Below are 15502 nucleotides of genomic sequence, written 5' to 3' on the forward strand. Positions count from 1 at the left end.
CTTCCGGCTGCCCCGCGTGCTTGCGTTCCCCGTTTCCCAGCGAAGCGAGGGCCAAGGGTGGCAATCTGCTGAGAAGTAGATACGCACAGCAACACAGCCGGAGGTGCCGTTTCCGTGCCGTCCACCGTCAATCCCACCGTCAGGCGACGTCGGCTGGGCCAGGAGTTGCGCCGCCTGCGCGAGCAAAAAGGCATGACCGCCGAAGAGGTGGCCGACCGCCTGCTGGTCTCCCAGTCGAAGATCAGCCGGCTGGAGAACGGCCGCCGTTCCATCAGCCAGCGTGACGTCCGCGACCTCTGCGGGGTCTACGAGGTCGCGGACCACCGCATCGTCGACTCCCTCATGCAGATGGCGAAGGACTCGCGTCAGCAGGGCTGGTGGCACGCGTTCGGCGACATCCCGTACAGCGTCTACATCGGTCTGGAGACCGACGCCGAGTCGCTGCGCGGATACGAGCCCCAGGTCATTCCGGGCCTGCTCCAGACGCGGGCCTACTCCGAGGCGCTGATCACGGGCGCACTGCCCGAGGCGCCGCCGGCCGACATCGAGAAGCGGGTGAACGTCCGGGCCCGGCGCCAGGACCGGATCAACGACCCCGAACGGCCGTTGCGGCTGTGGGTCGTCATAGACGAATCGGCGCTGCACCGGACGGTCGGCGACAAGCAGGTGATGATCGAGCAGCTGGAGCACCTCGTCGCCTGCTCGAAGCTGCCGCACGTGACGGTGCAGGTGCTGCCGTTCGACATGGGCGCGCATCCGGGAATCAACGGGCAGTACGCCATCCTGGAGTTCCCCGACACGGCCGACTCCAGCGTGGTCTACATCGAGGGCGTCACCAGCGACCTCTACCTGGAGAAGGCGAACGACGTGCAGCGGTACAGCGTCATGTACGAGCACCTCCGGGCCCAGGCGCTCAACGTCGAGCAGAGCCGGCAGTTCATCGGCGAGGTCGCGAAGAAGTACACGGACTGATCGGGCGGAAGCGGGGCCAACTCCCCTGATCGCAGGGATGTGAACCGGCCACCCGGCTTTAGCGGGTCATGTGCGACATGCAACGATGTGACGCGAGGGGCGACGGCACGATACACCGTCGCCACCTCACGAGGTAAGAGTTCAATGGCAATTGCCATCCGGTCGAGTGAACGGCATCTTCAGCCGAGGGAGTTGGCGAGTAGCGTCGATCACGCCAGCTGAAAGCAGTCTGGTGCGAGGCTCACGATCAACTCATCGAAACCGGAGTGAACATGGCTATCTTCCAGGGTGCTACGGACATGTGGACCAAGTCGTCGTACTCCGGCGGCAACGGCGCCTGCGTCGAGGTCAAGTCCCCTGTCGCGCTCTCCATCGCGGTCCGCGACTCGAAGGTGACCGAGGGCCCCTCGATCACCTTCGTGCCCGGCGCCTGGAACGCGTTCGTGCGGAACGTCGCGGAGCGCACGCTCGACGTCTGAGACCGGTGAGTTCCTCCGGTCCGTTTCCGTGCCGTCCGCCCAGCCCTCTCGACCGGCCCGCCGTCCTGGCCGAGAGGGTTCGGCGCCCCCGCTTCGCGCGGAGTGACCGAACGGGGCGGATCGAGCGGCACGCGCACCACCGGTGCGCCGCACGGCGGTCCGGGGGCGTCCATCCGCCCCGGCCGCCCAGAACGGCGTACGGACAGCACGGACCGCATTGACTGTACGAACATCACGAACAGCGCCAACAGCACGGACATCGCCGCACGGTACGACCGTCGGCACACTCGGGCGGGAACCGGCCGCCGCCCCGGCCACGCTCCGGCACCGCCGGATGTCGACCGACCAAGTTCCCCCCTCCTCGACCGCACGGGACCCGCATCCCGTGCGGTCTTGCTGCGTGTGCGCCGACGACGGTCAGCGGCGGCGGCGCGGATGCGAACCACGGTCGGCAGCGCGGCGGTTGACGCCCCACCGGAATCGGCACGCACCCTCGATGCGGTACGCGTCTCCGAATCGGCACGCGCCCGCGCCGCCTGCGCCCGCCCGTGTCGCCCACGTTCCCCCGCGTCGCGCGCGACGCCTGCGTTCAATGGTTCGGACAGCCTGACGAAGTGCCCGCCCATCGTGTGGCCCCCATCACTTCCGCACAACGACCCACTAGGTCAAGAACAAGTAAAACTGTTCGGAGTGCTGATCTGCGTTCACACTCATGACCGCTTATCCCTTGACCCCGCCCTTGAAGAGGCGGTTCAATCCCCCAAGTCCCCGTTACCCGCGCGGGGTACCGCTGAACGGCCGTACTGACGAAGAGCGTTCCCGTTCACAAGGCGGACCCCTGGAGGGGTACATGAACAGTCTCGACTGGACCGTACTCATCGGATACTTCGGTGTGATGGTCGCGATCGGACTCTGGTCGCACAAGCGCGTGGACACCGTCGGCGACTTCTTCACGGCCGGCGGGAAGATGCCGTGGTGGCTGTCCGGCATCTCGCACCACATGTCGGGGTACAGCGCGGTGATGTTCACCGGCTACGCCGGCATCGCCTACACGTACGGGGTCACCTCCTTCGTCACGTGGTCGCTCCCGATCGCCATCGGCATCTTCATCGGCGCGAAGCTCTTCGCGCCCCGGCTCAACCGGCTGCGCTCGCGGCTGCGGGTCGCGTCGCCGCTGGAGTACCTGAAGAACCGCTACAACGTGGAGACCCAGCAGGCTCTCGCCTGGTCCGGTCTGCTGCTGAAGATCGTGGACGTCGGCGCCAAGTGGGCCGCCATCGCCACCCTGCTCTCCGTCTTCACCGGGCTCACCATCACCCAGGGCATCCTCATCACCGGTGTGGTGACCGCCATTTACTGCACGGTCGGCGGGCTGTGGGCCGACGCGCTCACCGAGCTGGGGCAGTTCGTCATCCAGCTCTGCGCCGGACTCGCGATGCTGATCGCCGTGATGGGCAAGCTGGACGGCTTCTCCACCCTCTGGACGGTCTGGGACAAGCTCCCCGAGGGTCACGCCGACCCGACCGCCGGTCCGTACACCGTGACGTTCCTGCTGGCGTTCCTCTTCATCAAGACCTTCGAGTACAACGGCGGCATGTGGAACCAGGCGCAGCGGTACATGGCCACCGACTCGGCGCGCTCCGCGACGCGTTCGGCCCGCCTCTCCGCCGTCCTGTGGTTCGTCTGGCCCGTCGTGCTGTTCTTCCCGATGTGGTGCGCCCCGCTGCTCGTGCACGCGCAGAAGCCGGACGCCTCGGACAGCTACGCCCTGATGACGGAACAGCTTCTGCCGCACGGCCTGTTGGGCCTGGTGATCGTCGGCTTCTTCTCGCACACGATGGCCATGTGCTCCTCGGACGCCAACGCCATCGCCGCCGTCTTCACCCGTGACATCGCGCCGACCCTCTCCAAGGCGGCGCGCGGCTGGAACGAGCGCGTCGGCCTGATGGCGGCCCGCTGGACCACGATCACCTTCCTCGCGCTGTCGATGGCGGTCGCCACGCAGGTCAGCTCTCCGACCTTCAAGGACATCATCACCGTCGTCATCAAGTGGGTCGCCGGCCTGATGGGCCCGATCGCCATCCCGTTCATGCTCGGCCTGCTGCGTACGTTCCGGAAGTCCGGGCCGACCGCGGCGCTGGTCAGCTGGGCGATGGGGCTGCTCGCGTTCTGGCTGGTCAACTATCCGATCAACTGGGCCGTGGACGGCGGTGTCCCGCTCCAGTACCAGGTCTCGGTGCCGCTCGCGGTGTCGCTGATCCTGTACATCGCGATCGGATTCGTGAAGCCGGAGGACACCCCCGAGCGCGACGCGGTCCTCGCCCGCATCAACGAGGACGGCGACGACGGCTCGGCCGCCGCGTCCCTCCCGGCCCAGGGCGGCCCGGCCGCCGACACCGCCCCGGTCCGGGACTGACGCCCCGCCCCGGGGCGCGCGGGCGCCGCGACACGCACGTACGCACAGGGCCGGTGGTTCCCCGGTGCCCGCCGAAAGGCGGTCACCACCGGGAGCCACCGGCCCGTGCGCGACGCGACGGGCCCCGCGCGGAGGCTCTCAAACAGAGGCGAACCAGCAGAAGGCGAAGAGCTCCCCCGCGTCGTCGTGCTTCCGCATCTCGGCGTCGATGCGGCGCAGTGCGGCCTCGCGGGGAATGCCCCACGGGACGACCCCCTCGCCCTCCCGGGGACTCATGCCGCCGACCTGGACCCCGGAGTCGATCAGCCGCAAGGTGAGCGCCCGGACAACTTCCTCGCCCGATCCTTCGGGCGCGAGCGACTCCGCCGCGTCGTGCACGAGGAAGAGGTAGACCGCGGAGGTCCGGCAGTACCGGACGAGGTAGTCCAGCTCCTCGGCGTACCTCCGGGCGGCGTCGCCCTGGCGGGTCATGCCGCCGCCACCGGGCGTACCACTGCGAGCGCCTCGCGCACCGCCGGTGACCGGCTGCCGGGGTACGGGACCCGTCTCAACTCTCCGCCCCGACCGCTGGGCCGCCGCGCGGGCGCAGCGCGTCCACGACGAGGTCGAGGACCCGGCCGGTGCGTTCCGGGGTGTCGCCGATGGCCACCGCGTGGAAGACGCCGAAGACCATGGACGTGACGTCGTCGGGATCGACGTCCGCGCGGAGCGAACCGGTGCGCACGCCCGCCGCGAGCAGGGTCGCGACGGCCGCGGTGAGGCGCTCCCGGGTGGCCGGGGTGGCGATGGCCCCGGATGCCCAGCCGGAGCGGAGGGTGCCCATCATGCCGCTCTTGGCCGCGACGAACTCCGCGTACCGGTCCATCCAGGCGCGCAGTGCGGCCTCGGGCGGGAGTGTGCCGAGCAGTTCGTCGGCGCTTTCGGTGACGGCGTCGAGTTCGGCGGCGAAGACGGCCTCCACCAGCGCCTCCCGGGTGGGGAAGTGCCGGTACAGAGTGCCGATACCGACGCCCGCCGCGCGGGCGACGGTCTCCAGCGGGACGGTGTCGTCGGCCGCCGCGAACGCCGTACGGGCGGCGGCGACGAGCTTCTCGCGGTTGCGGCGGGCGTCGGCGCGGGCGGGGCGGGACGCGGCGGACCGCGAGGCGGGACCGGAGGGGTCGGCGGGGGCCCCGGGGGCCCCGGGAGTGTCGGGGGTGTCGGGGGCCCCGGGGGTGTCGGGGGTATCGGCAGCATTCAAAGCGGAGGAACCTCCGGTAGTGTTACGGTCGACTTAGCGGAGGCTCCTCCGTTTACTCATCCTCCCACGAGAACGGGATGACCTCATGACGAACACGGACACCACAGCCACCGGCGTTCCCCGCGCCGGAGGGGCCGGCCGGCTCGGCGCGCTCACCGTCTCCCGCATCGGCTTCGGCGCCATGCAGCTCCCCCGGCTCCGGGACGACCGGGCCGCCGCCCTCGCCGTCGTGCGCCGGGCGGTCGAGCTCGGCGTGGACCACATCGACACCGCCCAGTTCTACGGGGACGGCTTCGCCAACGACGTGCTGCGCGAGGCACTCCGGCCCGAGGACGGCGTCACCGTCGTCAGCAAGGTCGGCGCCACGCCCCACTCCGGCGGCCCGCACCCGATGCGTCTCGCCCAGAAGCCCGAGGAGCTCCGGGCCTCCGTCGAGGACAATCTCAAGAGCCTCGGCCTCGACCGGATTCCGGTGGTCAACCTGCGCCGCGCCTCCCGCGCGCCCGGCCTGATCGCGGAGGGCGACCAGGTGGTCGACATCGACGACCAGCTCGCCGTCATGACCGCCCTGCGCGACGAGGGCAAGATCGACGCGATCGGCGTCAGCCATGTCGGCATCGACGAACTGCGCCGGGCGCTCCCCGCAGGTCCCGTCTGCGTGCAGAACGCGTACAGCCTGGTCGCCCGTGACGACGAGGAGATGCTCCGGCTCTGTGTCGCGGAAAACATCGCCTGGGTGCCGTACTTCCCGCTCGGCAGCGCCTTCCCCGGCATGCCGAAGGTGACCGACGAGTCGGCTGTTCTCACGGTCGCCGAGTCGCTGGGCCGCACCCCGGCCCAGACCGGCCTGTCCTGGCTGCTCCACCACGCCCCGAACGTGCTGCTCATCCCCGGCACGGCGAACGCCGGGCACCTGGAGGCGAACGTGGCCACCGGGACGATCACCCTCGACGCGCAGGCCCTCGCCACTCTGGACGCGGTCCCGACCCGCTGAAGGCGGTCCGCGCAGCCCCCCGACCCCACGAGCCGACCGGAGCGAGACAGCGCCATGTCCCTCAACGAGTCCGAACGCCGTCGCACGGAAGAGGAGTTGCGGAAGAACCTCGCACTGTGCGGCCTTACCGCCGAAGAGGTCGCGGCCGACCTGGGCGTCACGCCGGAAGAGGTGCGACGGACCCTCGACGTCACGGAACGGACCGACCCGGTGGAGGTGTGGCGGCTGCGCGACTACCTCGATCAGGCGGTACGGGACGCGGGCGGGCGGCCCGCCCCCTTCACCGTACTGACGGGCCGCGCCCGCCTGGCGGCCCGCGCGTGGTTCACGCTGCGGGAAGCCCCGCGACACGATTTCACCCCGCGATGACGGGCACGCGGGGCCGGAGGGGGCCACTCCCGGGGCATGGGAAAGAGCCTGGCCCGGCCCCGCACGGGTGATGTGAAGTCCATCCGGGTGAGAGGTGCGGGCTCCTCCGCCCGGCCGGGCCCGGTGGGCCGGTAGGAAGATCCCGATCTGTTCGTGATCTTCGAGAGGACCTCGCCCCGTGCACGCTGCCCGCACCGCCGCCCTGGTCGCCGCCGCACTACTGGTCCCGGTGCCGGCCACCGCGGCGGCCACCCCCGCCATCTCCGGTATGCGCGCCGCTCCCGCCGAGCAGCCGGTGGAGTTCCAGGTCCGCCGGGGCGACACCTCGGCGGTCCTGAGCTTCAGCGGCCACCTGTCCTGGAGCGGGACCGGAAACCGCACCTACACCCTCAAGGGGCGGCTGACGGCCCGCTGCCGCACGGCCACCCGGTTCACGGCCCGGCTCCAGTACGGCGGGACGAGCGAGAAGTGGAAGGACTCCCCCGAGTCGCAGTGCTCCCACTCCCGTACCGGGTACAACGTCATCGCCCTGGCCGGGACGCTGCCGCGGAACAGCAGCCTGAGGCTCCGGCTGGGGGCCTGGAAGTCCGCCGCGTGGGTGTACTCCGGCCGGAAGACCTACGCTCCCCCGGCGTGACGGACCACCGCCACGAGCATGACCGGCACCCATGACCGGCACGGCCACGACCGGCACGGCCATGACCGGCGGGACCGCGACCGGCACGGCCATGACCGGCGCGGCACGTGCGGCACATCACCCGTCCCGCACACCGCCCGCCCCTTGCCCGGCGGACCGGCTCCCCTTTACCTTACTTTTCAGTAAGTTTACTGCGGAGTAAGGAGTTTGACGTGGGCGCCTACCGCACGGTCATGGTCGGTACGGACGGTTCGGAGTCGTCGTTGGCGGCGGTCGAGAAGGCGGCCCGGCTCGCCGCCGACAGCGCGGCCGAACTCGTCGTCGTCTGCGCGTACATACCCATGCGCGGTCACGAACTCCGAGCAGCAGAAGATCAGTTGAAGGCCGAGGCGTATCAGGTGGTGGGTTCGGCACCCGCCGAGACCACTTTGCGCATCGCGGCCGACCGGGCCAGGGCGCAGGGCGCCGACTCCGTGCGGACGATCGCGGTGGAGGACGAGCCGGTCGCCGCCCTCACCCGGACCGCCCTGAAGGTCTCGGCCGATCTGCTGGTCGTCGGCAACAAGGGACTGCGCTCGCTCGCCGGCCGCATCCTCGGCTCCGTACCCGCGGACATCGCCCGCAAGGCCCCGCTCGACGTGCTGATCGTGCACACCACATGAGCGCGACGGGGCCGGAAGCCGGCGGACCGGAGCCGGGCGCGCCTGCCGGAGCACCCGAGCCGTTACGCGCCGGTGGGCAGCCCGCCGCCGAGGTGGCCGGCCTCTTCGGGGTCGCCGAACTCGGCCGGGCCATCGAGGAGGTGCTGCTCGGAGGTGGTCGCGTCTGGACGCGGCAGGAGATGGCCGAGCGGTCCGGGGTCGGGGCCGGGCGCACCGCGCAGATCTGGCGCGCGCTCGGCTTCCCGATGGTCGACGAGGACGCGCGGGTCTTCACCGAAGCCGACGTGGAGGCACTCCGCGCGGGCGAACGGCTCATTGCGGCCGGCCTCATCACCGAGGAGAGCGAGATCATGATGGCCCGCGCCCTGGGCCACCATCTCTCCCGGCTGGCCGAGTGGGAGGTGGGCACCCTCTGGTCCTGGATCAACCGGGAGTCCGAGTTCACCCTGGACGGCGGCAAGTTGATGACCCACGCCGCGACCCTGCTGCCGGAGATGGAGCAGTTGCAGCAACACGTGTGGCGGCGGCACCTCGCCGCGTACGCGGAACGCGTCCTGGCCGAGGCCGCCGAGGCCCAGGAGGCCGCGCGGGCCGGGTCCGGGGTGGGGGAGCCCGACTTCGAGGCAGTGGCGGAGGGCGGCCCGGTGCCGCCGTACGAGGGTGCCGAGGTCCGCGACCGGGCGGTCGGCTTCACCGACATGGTCGGCTACACGCGGATGACCCGGGGCCTCGGCAACGCCGAACTCGTCCGCGTCCTGGACCTGTTCGAGAGCCTCACCGGGGACGTGGTCGCCGAGGGCGGAGGCCGGGTGGTGAAAACCATCGGTGACGAGGTGCTCTTCGTCTGCGAGTCGGCGTCCGAGGCCGCGGACACGGCCCTGGAACTCACCGCCCGCGCGGCGGCCGAACCGCGGCTCCCGCAGGTGCGTACCGGGCTCGCCCACGGAGCCGTACTCAGTCGCTACGGCGACGTCTACGGCGCGGCCGTGAACGTCGCCGCCCGGCTCACCGCGGTGGCCCGCCCCGACACCGTGCTCGTCAACACCGAGCTGGCCGGGGAGCTCGCGGGCCTGCCCGGGTACGAACTCCGGTCGCTGCGGCCGGTCTCCGTGCGCGGTTACAGCAGGCTCCGGCCGGTGCTGCTGCGGTCCGCCCGTCCGCGCGGGCGGGCCCGGGAGGACTGAACCGGTCCGGCCTCCGGCCCCGGGGTCAGAGCCCCTGGACGATCAGCCTCTTGCTGTCCGTGTTCCGGATGCGCAGCGGTGCGATCGCCCGGTACTCCGCCGAGTCGTTCCAGGCTCGCGCGGAGGCCAGGTCCGGGAACTCCACGAGGACCAGCTGCCCGGGGTTCCAGTCACCCTCGACGACATCGGTCTCACCGCCCCGGGCCAGGTAGCGGCCACCGTAGGGCGCGAGGGTCGCCACCACTTCGGACCGGTACTCGGCGAGTTCGTCCGCGTTGCCGGTCAACTGCACGTCTGCGATCACGTAGGCGGTCATGGAGGCCGACCCTATGCCGCTCACGCGTCCGTGATCCACCCCAATAGGGCTGCCGGACAGTCGTGTTGGGCGTACCGGTCGACGCCCGACGCACACCCCGTGCAGCGCCCGCGGCCTTCTCGGCCCCTGCGGCCCGGTCGGGTCACGCCCTCGGATACCGGGCGATCCAACCCGGTGACGCGGCGGTCGCGTTGTGCAGCGCAGGGCCCTGGGTCATCTCCATCGCGAAGTCGTCGGCGAGTTCCAGGAGGGTGGCCCGGCCCTCGATCTCGGCGAGCCAGGACGGCGGCAGAGCCGTCTCGCCGTGCAGCGCGCCCAGCAGCGCCCCGCAGACCGCCGCGGCGGGCGAGGACGGCCCGCCGTGGTTCACGGCCAGCCGGAGCCCGTGGCGTACGTCCTCGCCGACGAGCGCGCAGTACAGCCCCACCGCGAGCACCTCCTCCGCCGAGTCCTCCGCCCCCAGCGACTCGATCAGCGCCGGCCCGGGAATGCCCTGTCGTACGGCTCCGAGGGCCCGGCGCACCGCCTCGGTGACGGGCTCGTGGCCCGGGCGTTCCGCGAGCAGCGCCAGCGCCCGCTGCACCGACCCGTCCAGCGTGTCCCGCCGGGCCAGTCCGTGCACCACCACCGCGAAGGCTCCCGCTGCCAGTTGGGCGGTGGCATGCCCGTGGCTCTGCGCCGCGCACTCCACGGCCAGCTGGCACACCAGCTGCGGTTCCCAGCCCGCGAGCAGCCCGAAGGGCGCGGACCGGGTCAGCGCGGCGGAGTCGCGGGCGTCCGGGTTCCTCGGCCGCTCCAGGGTGCCCATGGTGGTGTCGCCGAAGCCGTGCAGGCAGGACCGGGCGGGGGCGCGGCGGGCGTACAGCCACTCCTCACGCGCGAGCCAGCCGTCACCCTCGCGCCGCTCGTCGGGGCCCCAGTCGCGCTGGGTCGCCGCCCACCGCAGATGGGCCCGGTACACGTCGGTCGGCGGGTGCCAGGCGCCCGTGTCGCGCCGCACCTGCGCCCGTATCAGCCCGTCCACGGTGAACAGCGTCAGCTGGGTGACCGCCGTGACACCGCCCCGCCGTCCGTCCACCGGTACGAAGTCCGCGACCCCGCCGACCCCGTGGGCCTCCCGGATCTCCTCCAGCGTGAGCGGAGTGACGGCCGCCCCGAGGGCGTCCCCGAGCGCCGCGCCCAGCAGCGCACCCCGTACCCGGCTGCGGAAGTCCTGCTGTTCCACACGGCCCCAGACAGCTGTGGTCCCGATGGTCATCCGGCCAGTCCCCCTACCGTCGGTACGGCTCCGGCAGCACTGTAATAGAACGGGAACGACTGATTCAGGGCCGGAACGGTATGTACGGAGTAGCTCTGGAGATCACTTTTGAACGGCATTCATCAGGGTTTTCCCGTACGAACAGGGACCGGCCGTCCTGCGACCGATCCCCTCACCGCCGGGGTCCCGGACTCGTCCCACCGACCATCCAGGCCAACGGGGGCCGCCCCTCCCGGCACTCCGCCACCAGCAGCACGTCCCGCAGCGAGTCGGTGGCCGCCCGGAGCGCGAACCGTACGGCCACCTCCCCCGCCGACTCGTCCGCCAGTACCTCCCGCGCCCCGGCGAGCACGTCCTCCCCGCAGGCGACGAGCTCGGCCTCCACGTCGTCGGCCAGCCGCGACATCCGGCTGTCGGGGTCGTCGGTGCTGAGATAACACCGCCTGCCCTCGGGGGAGTTCCAGGGCAGCAGACGGAACTGGGAATCGGCCATGACGGGTGCCTCGCAGACGCAGTGACTCGGGGTGACTTCCATCGGGTGATGCTCACCGTTCGTGACTCGATGATCACCGCCGCGACCTACCCTCGGAAGCAGCACACGATTGCCCGCGCACAGGACAACGGGAGGACCACGATGGCCGAACCGGTCGACGTGGACGAGGAGTCGGGCCGCGCCGCGCTCGGCCGCACACTGCGCTACCTCAGGGAGAAGGCCGGCAAGTCCCTGGGACAGCTCGCCGAGGAGACCCGCTACGACAAGAGCTACCTGTACCGCCTTGAGGTCGGCCAGCGGCTCTCCAAGCTGGAGGTGATGCAGGACCTCGACCGGTACTACGCGAGCGGGGAGCTGCTCCAGGGATTATGGAAGGTGGCGCGGAGGGAAGTCTTCAAGGACAAGTACAAGGAGTTCATGCGGCTGGAGAGCCGGGCCCGCATCATGTGGATGTTCCAGCTCGCCATTCCCGGGCTCTTTCAGACCGAGGAGTACGCCCGGGAGGTGCTGTCTGCGGCGCAGACTTCGAGCGGCAACGTCGAATTGGTCGAGGAGCAGGTGGCGGCCCGCATGAGCCGTCAGGAGATCCTGCATCGAACCCCGGCACCCCACGTGCGACTGATCCTGGACGAGGTGGCGCTGCGCAGGCCGACGGTGGACGCGAAGGCATGGCAGTCCCAGTTGGATCACCTGCTTGAAGTCTGCCGTTTTCCCGACGTCGTCCTCCAGGTATTGCCGTTCTCGGCGGGCGTGCACGGCCTCATGGGCAGTCATCTCTCGGTCCTTTGGGAGCCGGACGGAACTTCCGTTGCCTACGTCGAGGGCAACGGCACCGGCGAGTTGGTCGACGAGCCAGACAAGGTGACCAACTATCGGCTGTCCTACGATCGTGTCCGCGATCTGGCCCTTTCCCCAGCGGAGTCGCTGGCGTTCATTCGGGGCGTCTTGGAGGAGCATCAACCATGAACCGCACGATCGACCTCTCGACTGTCACTTGGCGCAAGTCCACCTTCAGCGATGGCGGACAGACGAACTGTCTCGAAGTCTCTGACGACTTCCCCGGCCTCGTCCCCGTCCGCGACAGCAAGAACCCCGCCGGACCGGTGCTCACCATCAGCGCCCGCGCGTGGACGGCATTCGTCAACGTGGTCCGTGAGGACACGAGATGACCGCAGCCGATCTCTACCCAGCCCACTGGCGCAAGTCATCTTTCAGCGACGGCGGGGCCAACAACTGCCTCGAAGTCTCCGACGACTTCCCCGGCCTCGTCCCCGTCCGCGACAGCAAGAACCCCACCGGGCCCGCGCTCCTCATCACCGCTTCCGCCTGGGCGGAGTTCGTCGCCTTCGCCGCCGGCCGCTGAACCGGGAAACCGGTCGTACCACGCGGCCCGGGGCACGGGCATCCGCTCGCGCCCCGGGCGACGGCCGGCCCGGACCCGTTCCGCGGCCCGCAAAAATCCGGTGGCGCTTTCCCACCACCCCGGTAGCGTGCGCCGCTATGACATCCCAACTGAAACGCCCCCCGCTCCAGGCCGACGAACGCACCGTACTGATCGGCTGGTTGGACCTGCAGCGCCAGATCCTGCGCTGGAAGTGCGAGGGCCTCAGCGACGAGGACGCGCACCGCACGGTCCTCCCGACCTCGCCGCTCATGACGATGGCAGGTCTCGTCTCCCACATGCGCTGGACCGAGCACACCTGGCTGGAGGTGCTGTTCCTCGGCGGTGACGAGACGGGGAACCCCTCGTTCCATGAGACGGACGAGGACGCCGACTGGCGGACCGACGGCCGTCCGCTCGCCGAGTTGCTCGCTGAGTACGAGGCCCAGTGCGTGCGCAGCAACGAGATCGTCGCCGCGGCCTCCCTGGACGACATCGGCCGCCACACGGGCTTCCGCTCGGCCGGCGCCAACCTCCGCTGGATGCTGATCCACCTGGTCGAGGAGACGGGGCGGCACGCGGGGCACGCCGACATCGTCCGGGAGCTGCTCGACGGCACCAAGGGCTACTACTGACCCGGCGCATGCCGTGAACGCTCCTCAGGTTGACGGCGAAGCCGCTACTCCGCACACCCGAGGGGGGGCTTCCACGAAGGACGGGTCCACGTTCTGCCGCACCGGGCCGAGGACGGGCGGCGGACACCATCCGGCCCTGCCCCGCCACCCTCACTCCACCGCAGGTGGACGGCGGGACGGGCCCGTCCCGCCGGCTCAGCCCCCGCAGCCGTAGCCGGGATGGGCCTCGATGCTGGTCACCGAATTGTCGTAGAGAGCCCAGAGTTCCTGCTTGTTACCCGGCTCGATGATCCAGTTGAGGCCGCGGAAGTCGGCGTCGGTCCAGATGCACACATTGAGGTTGCTGCGGTTCCACAGCGAGCCCGCCCGGTCGTTCCACGCCGATCCGATGTTGCGGTTGTCCACCGCATCGAGCTGCAGGACGTCCCCGGTGAGGCTGGGGCCGTCGAAGAGGCAGACCTTGCCCTCCGCGCAGCGGGCCACGCCTCCGTCCTTGGGGTCATCGGCCAATGCGGTTCCCGGAGCCACCAGCACGGCGGTGGCCGCGAGGACCGCCCCTACCGCTGCGGTTCTGACTGCCAGTTTCATGAAGGTCCGTTCCCGTTGTCGCCCGTGGACGCGCGGTCGTGGTCGCCGAGTCCAACTGTCGCCACTTTGGATGACATTGGGCACGCAGACGGTTCCCACGCGCGTCTGGTCGACAGAGATGACGTTGCTCACTGCCGCGGAAGGGACGGGATCCGCTCGACGGCACCAAGGGCTCCTACCGACCGGCTCCACCACTGCGCGCCGCCGCGACTCCGGTGGAACCCGCTGTCGTCAGGATGGCCGGGGGACGGTGTCGAGGTAGGCGCGGACCGCTCCCGACGTCTCGTCGTGCCGGCCGAGGACCAGCAGGTCCGGACCGGCCGGTGCGTCACGCAGCGGCCGGTAGACGAGACCGGGCAGGGTGATGCGCTCCGTGGCCGTGGGGACGAGGGCCACCCCCTCCCCCGCTGCCGCGAGGGCGAGGACGCCGAGGGTGCTGCCGACCAGGCGGACTCCGGAGCGGTCCTCCACGGGGCCGGGCCAGAGCCGGGCGAGGACGGTCTCGTCCTCCTCCCTGCTCGCGAAGACGATGAGGTCGTGTGCCCTCACGTCGGCGGTGGTCACCGAGGCGCGAGACGCCAGTTCGTGGTCGGAGCGCACGGCGACGGACATCGGGGTGAGGGCGCGCCGGACGACGCGCAGGCCGTCCGTGTCGGCGAGGCCGAGGTCGGGGCAGTAGCCGATGTCGAGCGAACCGTCCCGCACCCCTTGAACCTGGGCGGCGGGCGGCAGCTCGGTCAGGGAGAGGCCGACGCGGGGGCGCGCCCTGCGGAAGCCGCGCAGGTCCTCGGAGAGGACGCCCTGGAGGGCCGCCACGCCGGAGAATCCGATCCGCACCGCTCCCGTCTCGCCGCGCACCGACCACCGGGCGGCCTGGAGGGCCCGGTCGGCCTGGGCGAGGGCGCGGCGGGCCTCGGGCAGCAGCTGCTCACCGGCCTCGGTCAGTTCGACGCGACGGCTCGTCCGGCTGAACAGGCGTCCGCCCACCTCGCGCTCCAGGGCCTGCACCTGGGCGCTGAGGGTGGACTGCGTGACGTGCATCAGGTCCGCGGCCCGGCCGAAGTGACGCTCGTCGGCGACGGCGACGAAGTAGCGCAAGTGCCTCAGCTCCACCGTTCACCTCCGTCCGTCCATCGTTCCGACCACTCAATCGATCGTATCTTTCGGTTGGACCTATCGCCCTTCGTGGCGAAAACTGGACGCATGAACGTGACGATTCAGGACCGACAGGACATCGCCGACCTCATGACCGGTTGGATTCACCGCGATCTGGGCGAGTGGGACCTCCTCAAAGGTCTCTTCCACCCCGACGGACGGATCGAGATCACCTGGTTCGAGGGTCCGGCGTACGAGTTCGTGGACGCCTCCGCCCGGATGGGGGCCTCCGCCTTCCGCACCAAGCACCTGATCACCGCGCCCGTGGTGACCTTCTCCGCCGAAGGCACCCGCGCCGTGAGCGAGACCAACGCCGTCATCATCGGCGAGAACATCGACCTCCGGCTGGGCTGCAACGGTCACAACCGGTTCATCGACCGCTTGGAGAAGCGGGACGGGATGTGGCGCATCAGCGACCGCAAGAGCGTCTACGACTTCGGCACCTTCACCTTCCCCGCGGGGATCGTCGACATCGACGCGGAGGCGGTCGCCCGCCACCCCCGGGAGTACGCGGCCCTCGCCTACCTGCTGGAAGCCAGTGGCTATCCGGTGAGCCGGGTGTTCGCGACCAAGGGGAGCGACCTGGAGCGCGACATCAAGGAATCCGCCTTCGCCTGGCTGGGCGGTGCTCCCGGCGCCTGACCGGCGCCTTGGCGCGGGGCCGTCGAGCGAGTCAGAACGGAGGCTCGGCGTACTGCCTGGCCCGTCGCTCCACCACCCGCC

General features: G+C 70.5%; 20 protein-coding genes. 13 read left to right on the forward strand and 7 right to left on the reverse strand.

All coding sequences use genetic code 11. From position 1 onward, the window contains the following. Positions 1-114: 114 nt before the first annotated feature. From ACFWEP_RS01980 to ACFWEP_RS01990, 3 genes are all read left to right on the forward strand, one after another. On the forward strand, positions 115-972 hold the full coding sequence (locus tag ACFWEP_RS01980; protein WP_387364015.1) for a helix-turn-helix domain-containing protein: 858 nt from the start codon (positions 115-117) through the stop codon (positions 970-972). A gap of 272 nt (positions 973-1244) precedes the next feature. Beyond that, entirely contained in the window at positions 1245-1451 is a 207-nt protein-coding gene (locus ACFWEP_RS01985; protein ID WP_387364018.1) for a DUF397 domain-containing protein, read from the forward strand. Positions 1452-2301: 850 nt separating this feature from the next. After that, a complete protein-coding gene (locus ACFWEP_RS01990) occupies positions 2302-3867 on the forward strand; it encodes a sodium:solute symporter family protein (protein WP_387364021.1) in 1566 nt (521 codons plus the stop codon). A 138-nt stretch (positions 3868-4005) separates the two neighbouring features. Here the strand turns inward: ACFWEP_RS01990 and ACFWEP_RS01995 are convergent, their stop codons facing one another. Both ACFWEP_RS01995 and ACFWEP_RS02000 read right to left on the reverse strand, forming a co-directional pair. Continuing rightward, positions 4006-4338 (reverse strand): hypothetical protein, encoded by a 333-nt coding sequence (locus ACFWEP_RS01995; RefSeq protein ID WP_387364024.1) that lies wholly within the window; start codon positions 4336-4338, stop codon positions 4006-4008. 76 nt (positions 4339-4414) lie between these two features. Then, positions 4415-5107 (reverse strand): TetR/AcrR family transcriptional regulator, encoded by a 693-nt coding sequence (locus ACFWEP_RS02000; RefSeq protein ID WP_387364027.1) that lies wholly within the window; start codon positions 5105-5107, stop codon positions 4415-4417. Positions 5108-5192: 85 nt separating this feature from the next. On the opposite strand from ACFWEP_RS02000, the gene ACFWEP_RS02005 reads away from it, so the two are divergent. The 5 genes from ACFWEP_RS02005 (at position 5193) to ACFWEP_RS02025 (ending at position 8953) form a co-directional block, all read left to right on the forward strand. Then, on the forward strand, positions 5193-6101 hold the full coding sequence (locus ACFWEP_RS02005) for an aldo/keto reductase (RefSeq protein ID WP_387364030.1): 909 nt from the start codon (positions 5193-5195) through the stop codon (positions 6099-6101). 54 nt (positions 6102-6155) lie between these two features. Further along, positions 6156-6470, forward strand: a complete 315-nt coding sequence (locus tag ACFWEP_RS02010) for a DUF2316 family protein (RefSeq protein WP_387364033.1) — start codon at positions 6156-6158, stop codon at positions 6468-6470. A 178-nt stretch (positions 6471-6648) separates the two neighbouring features. Next, entirely contained in the window at positions 6649-7107 is a 459-nt protein-coding gene (locus ACFWEP_RS02015; RefSeq protein WP_387364036.1) for a hypothetical protein, read from the forward strand. Between the two features lie 212 nt (positions 7108-7319). Next, positions 7320-7769, forward strand: a complete 450-nt coding sequence (locus ACFWEP_RS02020) for a universal stress protein (RefSeq protein ID WP_387364039.1) — start codon at positions 7320-7322, stop codon at positions 7767-7769. Beyond that, the gene (locus ACFWEP_RS02025; protein WP_387364042.1) at positions 7766-8953 is read left to right on the forward strand and encodes an adenylate/guanylate cyclase domain-containing protein; all 1188 of its coding nucleotides are present in this window, start codon (positions 7766-7768) and stop codon (positions 8951-8953) included. The genes ACFWEP_RS02020 and ACFWEP_RS02025 overlap by 4 nt, the downstream gene beginning before the upstream one ends. A 25-nt stretch (positions 8954-8978) precedes the next feature. On the opposite strand, the gene ACFWEP_RS02030 is transcribed toward ACFWEP_RS02025, so the two are convergent. From ACFWEP_RS02030 to ACFWEP_RS02040, 3 genes are all read right to left on the reverse strand, one after another. Further along, on the reverse strand, positions 8979-9269 hold the full coding sequence (locus ACFWEP_RS02030; protein WP_387364045.1) for a DUF1330 domain-containing protein: 291 nt from the start codon (positions 9267-9269) through the stop codon (positions 8979-8981). A 142-nt stretch (positions 9270-9411) separates the two neighbouring features. After that, on the reverse strand, positions 9412-10527 hold the full coding sequence (locus ACFWEP_RS02035; protein ID WP_387364048.1) for an ADP-ribosylglycohydrolase family protein: 1116 nt from the start codon (positions 10525-10527) through the stop codon (positions 9412-9414). A gap of 172 nt (positions 10528-10699) precedes the next feature. Next, entirely contained in the window at positions 10700-11062 is a 363-nt protein-coding gene (locus tag ACFWEP_RS02040) for a hypothetical protein (RefSeq protein WP_387364050.1), read from the reverse strand. A 99-nt stretch (positions 11063-11161) separates the two neighbouring features. Here ACFWEP_RS02040 and ACFWEP_RS02045 point away from each other — a divergent pair, with 99 nt between their 5' ends. The 4 genes from ACFWEP_RS02045 (at position 11162) to ACFWEP_RS02060 (ending at position 13036) form a co-directional block, all read left to right on the forward strand. Next, a complete protein-coding gene (locus ACFWEP_RS02045) occupies positions 11162-11986 on the forward strand; it encodes a helix-turn-helix domain-containing protein (RefSeq protein ID WP_387364179.1) in 825 nt (274 codons plus the stop codon). Next, on the forward strand, positions 11983-12189 hold the full coding sequence (locus ACFWEP_RS02050; protein ID WP_387364053.1) for a DUF397 domain-containing protein: 207 nt from the start codon (positions 11983-11985) through the stop codon (positions 12187-12189). Before ACFWEP_RS02045 ends, ACFWEP_RS02050 begins: the two co-directional genes overlap by 4 nt. After that, on the forward strand, positions 12186-12383 hold the full coding sequence (locus ACFWEP_RS02055; protein WP_387364056.1) for a DUF397 domain-containing protein: 198 nt from the start codon (positions 12186-12188) through the stop codon (positions 12381-12383). The genes ACFWEP_RS02050 and ACFWEP_RS02055 overlap by 4 nt, the downstream gene beginning before the upstream one ends. Positions 12384-12520: 137 nt before the next feature. Next, a complete protein-coding gene (locus tag ACFWEP_RS02060) occupies positions 12521-13036 on the forward strand; it encodes a DinB family protein (RefSeq protein ID WP_387364059.1) in 516 nt (171 codons plus the stop codon). Between the two features lie 195 nt (positions 13037-13231). Here the strand turns inward: ACFWEP_RS02060 and ACFWEP_RS02065 are convergent, their stop codons facing one another. Both ACFWEP_RS02065 and ACFWEP_RS02070 read right to left on the reverse strand, forming a co-directional pair. Beyond that, complete coding sequence (locus ACFWEP_RS02065; RefSeq protein WP_387364062.1) at positions 13232-13624, reverse strand: peptidase inhibitor family I36 protein; 393 nt, start codon at positions 13622-13624, stop codon at positions 13232-13234. Between the two features lie 231 nt (positions 13625-13855). Then, positions 13856-14737 carry a LysR substrate-binding domain-containing protein gene (locus ACFWEP_RS02070; protein ID WP_387364064.1) on the reverse strand — a complete coding sequence of 294 codons (882 nt, stop codon included), beginning with the start codon at positions 14735-14737 and terminating at the stop codon, positions 13856-13858. A 90-nt stretch (positions 14738-14827) separates the two neighbouring features. Here ACFWEP_RS02070 and ACFWEP_RS02075 point away from each other — a divergent pair, with 90 nt between their 5' ends. Continuing rightward, on the forward strand, positions 14828-15421 hold the full coding sequence (locus ACFWEP_RS02075) for a nuclear transport factor 2 family protein (RefSeq protein ID WP_387364067.1): 594 nt from the start codon (positions 14828-14830) through the stop codon (positions 15419-15421). Positions 15422-15502 lie beyond the last annotated feature (81 nt).

Origin of the sequence: Streptomyces sp. NPDC060198 (assembly GCF_042728415.1) — a bacterium.
Taxonomy (GTDB): Bacteria; Actinomycetota; Actinomycetes; order Streptomycetales; family Streptomycetaceae; genus Streptomyces.